At 36.2% G+C, this 14,154-nt stretch carries 12 protein-coding genes and 1 tRNA gene; 10 read left to right on the top strand and 3 right to left on the bottom strand.

Annotated elements, in window-relative coordinates:
- Positions 1-22: 22 nt before the first annotated feature.
- Positions 23-883 (top strand): hypothetical protein, encoded by an 861-nt coding sequence (locus RMO03_RS12555; RefSeq protein ID WP_309642450.1) that lies wholly within the window; start codon positions 23-25, stop codon positions 881-883.
- A gap of 78 nt (positions 884-961) precedes the next feature.
- Positions 962-1,624: a VanZ family protein gene (locus RMO03_RS12550; protein ID WP_309642449.1), complete on the top strand. Its 663-nt coding sequence runs from the start codon at positions 962-964 to the stop codon at positions 1,622-1,624.
- A 58-nt stretch (positions 1,625-1,682) separates the two neighbouring features.
- On the opposite strand, the gene RMO03_RS12545 is transcribed toward RMO03_RS12550, so the two are convergent.
- A tRNA-Phe gene (locus tag RMO03_RS12545) sits at positions 1,683-1,755 on the bottom strand.
- Between the two features lie 100 nt (positions 1,756-1,855).
- Between RMO03_RS12545 and RMO03_RS12540 the strand changes: the two genes are divergently transcribed.
- The 6 genes from RMO03_RS12540 (at position 1,856) to RMO03_RS12515 (ending at position 8,095) form a co-directional block, all read left to right on the top strand.
- On the top strand, positions 1,856-2,590 hold the full coding sequence (locus RMO03_RS12540; RefSeq protein WP_309642448.1) for a type III pantothenate kinase: 735 nt from the start codon (positions 1,856-1,858) through the stop codon (positions 2,588-2,590).
- Complete coding sequence (locus tag RMO03_RS12535) at positions 2,583-3,827, top strand: hypothetical protein (RefSeq protein WP_309642447.1); 1,245 nt, start codon at positions 2,583-2,585, stop codon at positions 3,825-3,827. Before RMO03_RS12540 ends, RMO03_RS12535 begins: the two co-directional genes overlap by 8 nt.
- 46 nt (positions 3,828-3,873) lie before the next feature.
- A complete protein-coding gene (lptC, locus tag RMO03_RS12530) occupies positions 3,874-4,428 on the top strand; it encodes an LPS export ABC transporter periplasmic protein LptC (protein ID WP_309642446.1) in 555 nt (184 codons plus the stop codon).
- A gap of 14 nt (positions 4,429-4,442) precedes the next feature.
- Positions 4,443-4,628: a hypothetical protein gene (locus RMO03_RS12525; RefSeq protein WP_309642445.1), complete on the top strand. Its 186-nt coding sequence runs from the start codon at positions 4,443-4,445 to the stop codon at positions 4,626-4,628.
- A 3-nt stretch (positions 4,629-4,631) separates the two neighbouring features.
- On the top strand, positions 4,632-5,891 hold the full coding sequence (locus RMO03_RS12520; RefSeq protein WP_309642444.1) for a hemolysin family protein: 1,260 nt from the start codon (positions 4,632-4,634) through the stop codon (positions 5,889-5,891).
- Between the two features lie 107 nt (positions 5,892-5,998).
- Complete coding sequence (locus RMO03_RS12515) at positions 5,999-8,095, top strand: peptidylprolyl isomerase (protein ID WP_309642443.1); 2,097 nt, start codon at positions 5,999-6,001, stop codon at positions 8,093-8,095.
- A gap of 54 nt (positions 8,096-8,149) precedes the next feature.
- On the opposite strand, the gene RMO03_RS12510 is transcribed toward RMO03_RS12515, so the two are convergent.
- Positions 8,150-9,061, bottom strand: coding sequence for a GYDIA family GHMP kinase (locus RMO03_RS12510; protein WP_309642442.1), 912 nt, complete (start codon positions 9,059-9,061; stop codon positions 8,150-8,152).
- Between the two features lie 201 nt (positions 9,062-9,262).
- A complete protein-coding gene (locus tag RMO03_RS12505; protein WP_309642441.1) occupies positions 9,263-10,585 on the bottom strand; it encodes a hydroxymethylglutaryl-CoA reductase, degradative in 1,323 nt (440 codons plus the stop codon).
- A 175-nt stretch (positions 10,586-10,760) separates the two neighbouring features.
- On the opposite strand from RMO03_RS12505, the gene RMO03_RS12500 reads away from it, so the two are divergent.
- Together RMO03_RS12500 and RMO03_RS12495 are read left to right on the top strand one after the other, a co-directional pair.
- A complete protein-coding gene (locus RMO03_RS12500) occupies positions 10,761-11,840 on the top strand; it encodes a PA0069 family radical SAM protein (RefSeq protein WP_309642440.1) in 1,080 nt (359 codons plus the stop codon).
- A gap of 134 nt (positions 11,841-11,974) precedes the next feature.
- Positions 11,975-14,146, top strand: a complete 2,172-nt coding sequence (locus RMO03_RS12495) for a S9 family peptidase (protein WP_309642439.1) — start codon at positions 11,975-11,977, stop codon at positions 14,144-14,146.
- Positions 14,147-14,154: the final 8 nt, after the last annotated feature.

The following is a 14,154-nucleotide window of genomic DNA, read 5'->3' as shown; positions in this document are numbered from 1 at the left end:
TTTAAAATTCATAAAAACCATAATGGTTTTCTGTATGTTGATGGTTTTCTTTAAAACCGCTGCACAACCGTATACAGAAATTTCAAGTTTTAATTTTCAGACTTTTTCGGCACCATATCAAGATAATTCATCGGTTAAGAACACAACCAATATTTATGCGTTGAATGTATTATTGCCAAAACAACTTAAAAATGGTAATGCTGTTTTGTTTCGTTTTAATGGCGAATCGATTCGGGCAACAACAGATTCAAACCAATACGTCTCATCAACAGTTTCGAGTTTTTCAGTTGGTTTGGGATTTCAATGGGTTTCAAAAAGCAAACAATACAAAACAACCATTTTCACGATTCAGAAAGTAGCCAGCGACTTTGCATCGCCATTGCGAAATAAAGATTGGCAGTATGGTGCGCTATTAATGGAAAGTTATAAGTGGAATGCTAAGATGCAAATCAAAGCTGGAATTTACTTCAATCGAGAAGCCTTTGGAAACTTTTTTGTACCGCTAATTGGTCTCGATTGGAAAGTAACTGACAAGATTTATTGCTATGGAATTTTGCCCACGAATTATAAAGTTGAATATGCTGTTACCAATAAATTTTATACAGGAATTAATTTTAAAGCAATGACACGATCGTTTCAACTTTCAGAAGCAAAGCATGATGATTACATCCGTTTTGATGAAGTTGTTTTAAAATATTTTGCCGAATATTATTTCACTAAAAACTGGGTATTAACCGGTGATGTTGGATATGCACTCGGAAAAAATCCAAGACAATACAATAGCAAAACAGATGCATTATCGGATTCGAATTTTGTAAATTATCCAACCAAGAAATACACCGTTTTTACAATTGGAATGGTCTATCGAATTCGAAATGATTAATGATTCAAAAGCTAAAAATAATAATATATTTGTTTTCACTTTTTGACTTCATCGGTTTTAAACTTTAAGAGATTAATAATGGTGCGTAAAATCGTAAAAATCCTCATTCATCCTATTTTTATTTATGCGGTTATAGCTTCTTTAGAATGCATTCCTTATGAGTCTGATCTTGGCAAGAAGGTTTATCATGAAATGCCAAAAATTGGAGATAATTTTAAAAAAAAAGGCGATTTGGGAGTGTATTATTATACAGGAAAAGGCAAGTATTCGTATGCCACACCAGATTGTTATTTTAGTTTTGGAAACCCATCATGGGGAGCAAAATATGAAGATGGTGGAATAAAAACAGTTGATGCGGAGATAGCAAATCAAATTCCACTTCTCGGTACTATGTGTGATGAAAAAAGCAAAGTGATTTTTGTAAAGAGTATCGCTACAAAAGAAAAAATTTATTCAACGAATTTTCTATTGAACTATTTCTCTGGAGTATCACATTTGCTGAGTTATTTGGTTTTTTCGCTTTCTATTTTATACCATTTACGATCACAAAAAAATAAATATTGGGTCGCTTTTGTAACGGTTTTTATAGCCGGCGGTTTATTAGAATTCGTGCAAGAGTTTTTTATTGAAGGAAGAAATGCCAGTTTTGAAGATCAAAATTCCAATTGTTTAGGAGCGATAATTGGCATCATAGTATTTTGGACTTTAAGCAAAATAAAATTTTCACAAAAGATTATGTAAATGCCGAATCTAAATTTCAAACAAAAAACCCGAAACAAAATCGTTTCGGGTTTTTTTGTGGTACCTCCAGGGATCGAACCAGGGACACATGGATTTTCAGTCCATTGCTCTACCATCTGAGCTAAGGTACCTCTCGCTTAAAGCGGTTGCAAATATAGAATGATTTTTAATTTATACAAAACAAATATTAAAAAAAATCTATTCGTAACTTCGCCACATCAAATTAAGGTTATGCTGCTAGCAATTGATATTGGAAATACCCGAATTAAAGGCGCTGTCTTTGAACACTATACCTTGGTGGAAAGCTTTTTTTTTTCAGAAGAAGCACTCGAAATCAACATCAATGCAATTTTAAAACAATACCCAAAATGCACGGATTTAGTAGTAGCTTCCGTTGGAAATACTTCAAAGGAATCTTTTATAGCGTTCCAAAATCAACTCAACATTCACTTTATTTCGCATCAATCGGTTTTTCCTTTTCACAATTTATATCAAACGCCACAAACTTTAGGAATCGATCGAATGGTTTTGGCTTCGGGCGCAGTGTTGCAATATCCAAATCAAAATCGTTTGGTGATTGATGCCGGAACTTGTATTACGTATGATTTTATCGATTCTGGAAATAATTACTTAGGTGGCGCCATTTCCCCAGGAATAAGATTGCGATACGAAGCTTTACATCAGTATACCGCGAAATTGCCCTTATTGGTGGCAACGCATCCAAATCATTACATAGGAAATACAACTGATCAAGCGATTCATGTTGGAGTGGTTCAAGGCATACTTCACGAAATCGACGGATTCATTTCGCAATATCAGGCGCAATACCCAAAAATTATAATAATTTTAACGGGCGGCGACACAGATTTTTTGGCTAAACGATTAAAAAATACCATATTTGCCAATTCAAATTTTCTTCTCGAAAGTCTGAACCAAACTTTTCAATATAAAATCAAAAATGATTAAAAAAATCAATCTTGCTCTTTTTTTACTTTTTTCTATAGTAACAATAGCGCAACAATCTACTTCTTCTCCGTATTCTTTTTATGGTATTGGTGATGTCAGATTCAAAGGAACTGCTGAAAACAGGTTGATGGCTGGCGTTTCAGTTTTCCCGGATAGTATTCACATTAACATTCAAAACCCGGCGGCTTATGCGAGCTTAAAGATGACAACATACACCGTTGGAGGTTCTTTTAATTCCACCAGACTCAATTCTTTTACAAGCAATGAAAAAGCACAACGTTCTACTTTAGATTATTTGGCTGTTGGAATTCCACTTAAAAAAATGGGCTTTGGATTCGGCTTGATTCCTTACTCAGCAGTTGGATATAGAATTAATAACAAAGATGCGTTAGGTGTTGTCAACAGATATAGTGCTACAGGTGGTCTGAATAAAGTATTTCTTGGCTTTGGCTATAAAATCAACCCGAACATTAGTGTTGGAGCAGACATCAACTACAACTTTGGTAAAATAGAAACCGTAGGTATCGAAAAAATACCGGAAGTGCAATTGGGAACTCAAGAAGTAAACACTTCGGAATTGTCTGGAGCCAATGTGAATTTGAGTGTGATGTACCAAAGAAAAATCAACCAAAAACTCGATGCTTATGGCAGTTTTGTATTTAGTCCCGAAAGTAATTTGAGTTCGAAAAACACAAGAGTCAATTCGACCGTTTTGTATTCTGATTTTTTCGATCCACAAAATGTTGATGTTGCCGATGCAATTAAAAACAACAACACCATCAAACTTCCATCAAAAGCAACTTTTGGTTTTGGGGTTGGACAAAGTAAAAAATGGATGGTTGGAGCAGAATTGACTTTTCAACAAAGCAGCCGATTTGGAAATCGCAACAATGATATTACGAATGTTGAATATAAAAATGCAGCCAAGTTTGGTTTAGGCGGGTATTATATTCCAAATTATTCTTCATTCTCTAACTATTTTAAGAAAATCACGTACCGTGGCGGTTTTCGCTATGAGAATACCGGTATGGTGATTAAAAATGAAAACATCCGTGACTACGCGCTTACTGCCGGTCTAGGATTGCCTTTGGGCGGCGCGTTTTCGAACCTTAACATCGGTGTTGAGTACGGAAGACGAGGCACAGCCAAAGCATTATTGATTGAAGAAAACTACACCAATGTCATCATGAGTTTGTCGTTGAATGACCGTTGGTTCATCAAAAGAAAATACGATTAAATTCGAATTCAACGTCTGAATTTCATCAAATTAAAACAGCATAGATTTGAATATTGCTAAACATACAAGTCTTTACTTTTGGATTTCAGCCTGTGCTGTATTTCTGATAGTCGGTTGTGAAAGCAATTTTAAAGAAGTACAGAAAATCAATTTCTCGGAGTTTATGCCGAGTGGAGAAGCGGAAAATTTCAATTTAAAATATACCGATTCAGGAAAAATCAAATCGATTTTGGTCAGCCCGAAAATGCTCGATTATTCGAATGTAGAATTTCCGTTTACCGAATTCCCAAAAGGCATTCACGTGACGATGTACGATAACAAAGGCAAAAGAACTTTTATTACGTCTGAATATGCCGTTACTTTTAAAGGTACAGATTTAATTGATTTGCAAAAAAACGTCAAAATATCGAACGAAACCGGACAACAACTCGAAACCCAACAACTCTATTTCGACCAAAAGAACGAATGGTTTTTTACAGAAAAAAAGTTTAAATTTACAGACCCGAAAGGCGTTTCTTACGGTGAAGGCATCGACTTTAGCAAAGATTTTAAAATTGTAAATTCACAAAGCATCAACGGTGCGATTGACCAAGCAGAATAACTTAACTTTTCTCCATGAATTATTTAAAATATACCCAATACGTTTACCTTGTTTTCAGCGCTTTTTTCATCTATGATGGATTTATGAAATTCAATTCCGAGCAATCGCCTTGGTTGTCTTTCATCATAGCGGCTGTGGCTTTGTTTATGTTTTTTTTCCGAAGAAAATTTGCCAAAAAATTCGAAAACAGAAACGACTAGACCATGGAAATTAGTATTATCATTATATGTCTAATACTAGCGGCTCTTTTTTCAGGAATGGAAATTGCCTTTATTTCTTCGAACAAAATCTACCTTGAGATTGAAAAGAAACAGCAAAATTTCCTTTCACGAATCTTAACCAAACTCACCGAGAAACCATCCAAATTTATCGCTTCAATGCTAATCGGTAATACAATTGTATTGGTGGTTTATGGGTTTTTTATGGGCGAATTACTCATGCGATGGATTACACATTTGGGATTTAATTTTACCAATTTATCCAACGTACTCATTCAAACCACAATCTCGACTTTTGTCGTTTTGATTACTTCCGAGTTTTTGCCGAAAGTTTTTTTTCAGATTTATGCCAATTTTTTTATCAAGTTTTTTGCGCTTCCGGCTTATTTTTTCTACTTGCTTTTTTACTTTATTTCTAGTTTTATTTTGTGGATATCGAATTTCATTCTGAGAAAATTTTTCAAAACTGAAGGCGATCACATTCCTTTATTTTTTAGTAAAATCGAACTCGGAAATTACATCACCGAACAAATGAGCACGGTTGAAGACCACGAAAACATCGATTCAGAAATTCAGATTTTTCAAAATGCTTTGGAGTTTTCGGGTGTGAAAGCACGCGATATTATGACTCCGAGAACGGAAATTTCAGCTGTCGAAATTCACGATTCGATTAACGATTTAAAAGATAAATTCATTGAAACTGGCTATTCTAAAATATTAGTATATCAAAATTCTCTAGATGATATTTTAGGTTATGTGCATTCGTTTGAGTTGTTTAAAAAACCAAGAAGTATCAAGTCGGTGTTGATTCCTGTTGAGTTTGTTCCTGAAACGATTTTTATTAAAGACGTGCTCGATTTATTGACCAAGAAAAGAAAAAGCATCGCCATTGTTCTTGATGAATACGGCGGCACTTCTGGAATGATTACAGTAGAAGATATTGTCGAAGAACTTTTTGGTGAAATTGAAGACGAACACGATTCCATAGAAGAATTAATCGAAAAGAAACTTGATGACCATGTGTATTTATTTTCTACAAGATTGGATGTCGAATATTTAAACCAAACCTACAAACTTCAAATTCCCGAAAGCGATTCTTACGGCACTTTGGGCGGATTCATTGTCAATTTCACCAAAGAAATACCGCAAAAAGGCGAACAAATCACGATTGATAAAATTCATTTCACCATCGAAGAAGCCACAAATAAGAAGATAGAATTGGTGAAAATGAACCTTCAAGAATAAAAATTCAAAAAAAATAAAAAAACTTGCAAAATATAACGATACGGCTATGGTTATTAAATAGATAATTGTATTTTCGCAAACTGAATTAAAAATTAACAATACTAAAAATGGCAGTTTTACAAAAAATTAGACAGCGTTCTTTACTCTTAATACTCGTTATTGGTTTTTCATTATTAGCCTTTATTGTACAGGATTTGTACAGAAAAGGTGGTTTTAATGAAACCCCGAAATACGTCGGAACTGTTAATGGGAAAGACATCTCTTTTGAAGATTTCAGATTGAAAGTAAGCAATGTTGAAAAAAGCGGACAACAAGGAATGACTTCAACGCAAGCCGTAAACCGTGTTTGGGATCAAGAAGTTTCTATCGCTTTAGTAAGCGCAGAATTCGAAAAATTAGGCATTCGTACAAGCGAAAAACACATTATGGAAGTGTTTAAAACAGATCAAAATATCGGTCAAAACCCAATGTTTCAAACCAATGGCACTTTCGATTTGGCGAAATTTAAAGAATACTTCAAATCGAATCCGGAGCAAGCTCAGTTTGTAAAAGACAAAGAAAAAGACGCAGAATTGAATGCAAAATATACGATTTACAATAGCTTGGTTAAAGCAGGAATGTATACGACCGAAGCAGAAGGTAAATTGAAATATGAAATGGAAGCCAACAAAGTCAATTTTGATTATGTAGCTGTTTTATTTTCTTCTATGAAAGACACCGATTTCAAAATCACCGATGCTGAGATCACGGATTATATGAAGAAAAACGAGAAAAAGTACAAAGCAGAAGAAACTCGTGAAGTTGAATACATAACCATTGAAGACAAAGCTTCTCCTGAAGATGAAGCTGAAGTAAAAACAACGATCAATGCTTTATTGAATCAAAGAGTGGTTTACAATCAAGCCACAGGTAAAAACGATACTTTGCCAGGATTTAAAGGCGCTGCCAATACAATTGAATTCGTAAATGAGAATTCTGATGTTCCTTACGATTCTACTTATGTAGCTAAAAAAGATTTGCCAGTTTCAGATGCAGAACAATTGTTTGCTACGCCAGCTGGAGAAATCTACGGGCCATATATGAAAGGTAATATGTACTGTATTTCTAAAGTGATGGGAAGAAAAGCCGGAGCCAACGCTAAAGCAAGTCATATCTTGATTAGCTATGAAGGAACACAAGTACCTAACAAAAAAGAAAAAAGAACCAAAGAGCAAGCGAAAGCAAAAGCAGAGCAATTGTTAGCGCAAGTCAAAGCCAATCCAGGAAACTTCTTTATGGTGGCTTTGATGAATTCTGATGATTCATCAGCACAGCAAGGTGGTGATTTAGGATATTTCGGACCTAACCAAATGGTAAAACCATTCAACGATTTCGTATTCAACAATCCTGTTGGAACGATTGGTTTGGTGGAAACAGATTTTGGTTTCCATATTATTAATGTAACCGAAAAACAAGATGCGATTCGTTTGGCTACTATTGGTCAAAAAATCGAACCTTCTGAAGCAACTACTGACAAGTTATACACCAAAGCTGTGAAGTTTGAAATGGATGCCAATGAGAAAGATTTCGAAAAAGTAGCCAAAGCCGCTAACTTAACCGTAAATCCATCAGTGAAGGTAAAAGCTATGGATGAGAGTTTCGGAGCTACAGGAAACCAAAGACAAATTGTTCGTTGGGCATTTGATAAAGAAACCAATGTAGGCGATGTGAAACGTTTTGAAGTAGTAAATTTAGGGAACATCGTTGCCAAATTGAAAAAAGTAAACGAAAAAGGACTGATGGCTGTTGAAGATGCTCGTCCTATGGTGGAACCGATTTTAATCAAAAAGAAAAAAGCGGAGAAAATCAAAGCGAAGATGAAAGGAAGTTCATTGCAAGCGATTGCAACTGCTTCAGGTGCAACTGTACAACAAGCGGTCGATTTAACCGTAGAAAACGCCAATATTCCAAATGCAGGTTTTGAAAGACAAGTAGTAGGAACTGCTTTCGCGATTGGATTGAATAAAATTTCCGCACCAATTGAAGGTAACGCAGGAGTTTATGTTGTAAAACCAACACTAATTACTAAAGCGCCAGTTTTAAAAAATCATGCGGAATATGTGACTAAACTAAAATCACAAGTTACAGGATATGCTGGAAGAGTAATTCCGGCTTTGAAAGAAGAAGCTGATATTGAAGACAATAGAACGAAGTTCAATTACTAAAAATTGAATTTTATTAAAATAAAAACCCGATTTGAATTTTCAAATCGGGTTTTTTTATAAGATCATTTCAGAATAGCTGAGTAAGGTTTCAAAACCTTTGTCTCTAAAATATTGCGATGGATTTTCTTTTGACAACACCAAAACAAAATCGCCACCCCAAGCGCCTAAACTTTTTACAGTACCCTTAAAGTCGGAAAATAATGTTTGTTGAATTCTCGGCAATCCTAGGATTTGACTCATTTGTGTCTCATGTAATTCTATAGCAACTTCCAGATTATCGTATTGGTTTTGTTGCAATATCGAATCGGTAATCGCATCAAAAGCAGGAATGATTTTCTCGAGCGCATTCAACTTCGAGCGGTAAGCCGCAATAGCACTTTTGCTGTTTTGCTTCTGATTGAGATACACAAAATAAATATTAGAAGCACATTCTGGATCAAAAGCCACTGGTTTTACAATAGGTTTTCCATCAACGAGTTGGTAGAGAATTGGCGTATCGTTTTGCGCACAAGCAATGTCATAACCGCTACCACCAAAAGTATTGCGCAATAAAGTATAAGCATCAATTTCGAGCCATTGTGCCATGTTGTTGATTAATGTGGACGACGTTCCCAAACCCCAAAATTTAGGAAAAGTGAGATGCGTAGTAATGGTATGACCTTCGGCTTGCTTTATAAAATCAGGATTTAAAAGATAAGCTTCGTGCAAAATGACAATCAACATATTTTTTACGGGTTGATTTTCATACGATGCTTTGGTTATTATTTCGGCAAAAGCAAAAGTGTCGTCGAACCAAAAGCTTCCATCATCATCGTAACTCGTCCAGTGGATTTCGTTTTGATTTCCGGGTTCAATAGTTAAATCTTGCCCGAATTTTGTCGGTAATGCCAACGCTTTTGCGCCATCAAGAACGAGATATTCGCCGGTGATCAAAAGTTTTCCGTTGCTGTAGAATGTTTTTTTCATTGGGATGCAAAAATGTTATGGCGTAAAATTCTTATTATCTAGATAAATTTTTTCAGGAGCTAATCCCGCTATACGCTCTAATCTTTTTATCCTGAACTCGTTTCAGGATTTCATCAACAATACTGCAAATATGTAAATATTTAAAGATTCTGAATCGAGTTCAGGATAAAAAGGATAACCGCTGCTATCGGGGCTAAAACACTATCGGTTACCTCTCAAATTCTTAATAAAATCAACCGCTGCCGAATGCGACACCACGTGATCTTTAAAATGATTTTTAATCGTTTGACGTTCTTCAACGGTCGCTTGAAACTGATTTAAAATATTATTCAAATGCATTTTCATGTGTCCTTCTTGAATACCGGTGGTTGTCAACGAACGCAAAGCGGCAAAATTTTGCGCCAAACCGGCAACGGCAACAATCTGCATGAGTTCTTGAGCCGATGGTTTTTCGAGCATTTCCAATGAGAATTTCACCAACGGATGCAACGATGTCAAACCGCCAACGGTGCCCAACGCTAATGGAATTTCAATCCAAAACGTAAATACGTCATTTTCTATTGTTGCATGAGACAAACTCGTGTAATGGCCGTTTCTCGAAGCATATGCATGCACGCCGGCTTCAACTGCACGGAAATCATTTCCGGTAGCAAGCACGACTGCATCGACACCGTTCATAATGCCTTTGTTGTGTGTCACGGCACGGAAAGGTTCGATTTCTGCAATGCGAACCGCTCGGATAATTTTCTCTGCAAACTCTCTTGGGTTTTCAATTTTTTTCTCCGCCAAATCAGCAATAGGACAAGACACTTCCGCGCGAACAATACAATTCGGAACATAATTCGACAGGATGCTCATCACGATTTGGATGTTTTTTTCTTCGGCTGAAAAGGATTCGTATAACTGTGCTTCTGCTTTGAATGTTTTTGAAAACTGCTCCAAACACGAATTGATAAAATTGGCACCCATCGAATCTTTAGTTTCAAAAGTGGCGTGCAATTGGAAGTAATTAGGTAGTTTTTGGGTTTGGTTTTTGAGTTCAATATTCAAAATGCCACCACCGCGTTTCTGCATATTTTTGGTAATGCTTTCGGTTTCAGAAAACAATTTCGATTTGATTTGAATGAAGAAATCTTCTAATTTTTTTACGTTACCGGTATAAAAGAAATGCACTTGTCCGATTTTTTCAGTATTCAAAACCGTTGCTTTAAATCCGCCGCGGGTTGCCCAAAATTTGGCCGATTTTGCTGCGGCAGCTACGACAGAACTTTCTTCAATGGCCATTGGAATCGTATAATTTTTCCCGTTGATGATAAAATTGGGAGCCACACCTAACGGTAAATAAAAATTGGTGATGGTGTTTTCGATGAATTCGTCATGCAATTTTTGAAGTGCTGCATCGGAGTTCCAATAATTCTTTAAAAGTGCTGTGGCTTCAGCAGGATTCGAAAAATATTCGTTCGCAATCCATTCGATTTTTTGTTCTTTCGATAATTTAGAGAATCCGGAAACGGCGTTGTTCATCTTGCAATTTTTTTAACTTCGTTCAATTCGGCCTTTAGGCCTCGAGTCACAAAGATAACTTTTCAGTAAATATAAGGGTTGGTTTGTATGGCATAAATTTTATCAACAACCATCATTTTTTAACAGAAACGATTTTCTTTTTGTGCATTCTCAATGTAACTTTAAAATCAAAGTTATGAACGAAGAAAGCCAATATATCAAAGGAAGAGGTGCCCAAAAAAACATGCACAACCGATTTTTCGCAGAATCTTACGAGATGCTCGATGACTTCTTGAATTATTGCGCTGTGGAAGGCGATAGTGCTGATGACAACAAAACGAGTTTCCTCGAAGTGTTTCCCAAAACGATTGTCAATAAGGTGGAAAGTCCAGATGTGGGCATGGGTTTTTCGATGAATAGCTACCAAGGCTGTGAACATGGGTGTATTTATTGTTATGCCAGAAACAGTCATGAGTATTGGGGTTATAGCGCCGGACTTGACTTTGAACGAAAAATTTTAGTCAAGAAAAATGCGCCGCAATTGCTCGAGGAAAAACTAAAAAGTAAAAATTGGAAAGCGCATACGATTGTGATGTCAGGCAATACAGATTGTTATCAGCCCGCGGAACGCAAGTTTGAGATTACAAGAAAATGCCTTGAAATTTTCCTTAAATACCGACATCCAGTTGCTATCATCACTAAGAATTCGATGATTACGCGCGATCTTGATATTCTTTCCGAACTCGCCAAAGACAATCTGATTGGTGTCAATATTTCGATTACTTCACTTTCGGAAAAAACCAGAATGTTGTTGGAACCTCGAACGGCAACCATCAAAAAAAGACTTGAAACCGTTAAGTTGCTTTCAGAAAATGGTATTCCAGTGAATGTGATGCTTGCGCCGATTATTCCCGGAATCAACAGCCATGAAATACTACCAATGGCAAAAGCAGCTTCCGATGCTGGCGCTTTATCAATGGCATATAACGTAGTTCGGCTCAATGGAGCTATTGGGGAAATTTTCACCGACTGGATTCGAAAAGCAATGCCAGACCGCGCGGATAAAGTTTTGCATCAGATAGCGGAATGCCACGGTGGGACACTCAATGACAGTCGATGGGGCGATCGCATGCGTGGCGAAGGTGAACTGGCACAAATGATTCGTTCGCAGGTTACTTTGGCTCGAAAGAAATATTTTGCCGAAAAACAATTTCCACCATTGAACAAATCGCTGTACGAACAATACAAAGGCGGACAATTGCAATTGTTTGTCTGAAAATCTTTTTGGCGACCATTAAATTCAAAAACTTGATTGCAGCTGTTCGTCAAAAAATTGCATTTAACATAAAAAACTGCCGTTATATCCAAAATTTTCACTAAAATTGACAGTTTTTATATTCAATTTTATCTATGAAATCAAATCAACTGATTGCTGCTTTTCTTTTTCTGTGTTTTTCTGTTGTTGCTCAAGAAAAAATCACTGTCGAATCTATTTATTCAGGAGCATTCCGCGCTAAAGGAATGGATGAATTACAATCTTTAAAAAATACCAATCAATATACGGTGCTCAATTATGACCGAGCAACGAAAAGTATGCAAATCGACTTGTATGATTTCGCCACTTTGAAAAAAGTGTCAACATTAATCGACTCCAAAAACCACAAAGAATTGGCTGAAGGTATTGATAGTTATGCATTCAGCGCTGATGAAAAAATGATTTTGATTGCCAATGGCTCGAATCAGATTTTCAGACATTCGTTTACTGCGGATTATTTTTTATACGATACGACTTCAAAGACTTTAACCAAATTGTTCGATTTTCAAGTACAAGAGCCAACCTTTTCACCAGATGGAAAAAAGATTGCTTATGCCAAAGAAAACAATTTGTTTGTGTATGATATCGCGACTAAAAAATCGACACAAATCACCACTGACGGAAAGAAAAACGCCATCATCAACGGAATCACGGATTGGGTATATGAAGAAGAATTCGCTTTTGTAAGAGCTTTCGATTGGAGTGCTGACAGCAAAAAATTGGCTTTCATACGTTTTGATGAAAGTCAAGTGCCGGAATTCTCAATGTCGATTTTTCACAAAGATTTATACCCAACCGTAGAAACTTTCAAATATCCTAAAGCGGGCGAGAACAATTCGTTGGTTTCTTTACACTTATATGATGTTGCGACCGCTACTAAAAAAGACATTAATCTGAGCAACTATTCCGATTTTTATATTGCCAGAATGAAATGGACGAATGATGCAAATGTATTGTGCGCGCAAGTGTTGAACCGCCATCAAGACAATCTCGATTTGTTGTTTATAGATGGCAATTCAGGAACAACAAAAGTGGTGCTCAACGAAAAAGACAAAGCTTATGTTGATGTGACAGACAATTTGACTTTTCTAAAAGACAACAGTTTTATTTGGACGAGTGAGAAAGACGGTTTCAACCATATTTACCTTTATGACAAAACCGGAAAGCTTAAAAATCAAGTGACCAAAGGCAATTGGGAAATCACAAGTTATTATGGTTTTGACGAAAAATCGAATACCGTATTTTACCAATCTGTTGAAAATGGTTCGATCAATCGTGATGTGTATCGCATTGGCATTGATGGAAAAAACAAAACACGTTTGACTTCACAAACGGGAACGAATGCGGCGACTTTCAGCCCTAATTTTCAATATTTTATTAATGTTTATTCGAGTGCGACGCATCCTCAACTTTATACTTTAAACGAATCGAAATCTGGCAAAGAGGTTAAAGTAATTGAAAATAACGAAGTCTTGTCGACGAAATTGAAAGCGTATAATATACCTACAAAAGAGTTCTTTGTTTTAAAAACCGCTAAAGGAAATTCGCTCAATGCTTGGATGATCAAGCCTAAAGATTTTGACGCTTCTAAAAAGTATCCTGTTTTTATGTACCAATATTCCGGTCCTGGATCGCAACAAGTAAATAATGATTGGAATAGTGCTGATGATTATTGGTTTGCGATGCTCGCTCAAAATGGTTATATCGTGGCTTGTGTTGATGGAAGAGGAACTGGTTTTAAAGGTGCGGATTTCAAAAAATGCACGCAGAAAGAATTAGGAAAATTTGAAGTAGAAGACCAAATTGATGCTGCCAAAGTAATAGGAAGTTACCCTTATGTTGATGCCGCACGCATTGGAATTTGGGGCTGGAGTTACGGTGGGTTCATGGCATCGAATTGTATTATGAAAGGTGCCGATGTATTTAAAATGGCTATTGCCGTGGCACCGGTGACGAACTGGAGATTCTATGACAGCATTTATACAGAACGTTATATGCAAACGCCACAGGAAAATGCAAGCGGATATGACGATAATTCACCAATCAATCATGTGGATAAACTCAAAGGGAAATTTCTTTTGATTCACGGTTCAGGTGATGACAATGTGCATGTTCAGAATTCGATGCAAATGATGGAAGCGCTAATTCAAGCCAACAAACAATTTGATTCGCAAATATATCCGGATAAGAATCATGGAATTTATGGTGGTAAAACCAGAATTCAATTGTTTAATAAGATGACAAATTTCATTAAAGAAAACCTATAATTAAATTA

The organism is Flavobacterium sp., from assembly GCF_031411595.1.
In the GTDB taxonomy this organism is placed as follows: domain Bacteria; phylum Bacteroidota; class Bacteroidia; order Flavobacteriales; family Flavobacteriaceae; genus Flavobacterium.
The sequence above is the reverse complement of the archived record's forward strand: the minus strand, read 5'-3'. Positions and strand labels throughout refer to the sequence as shown.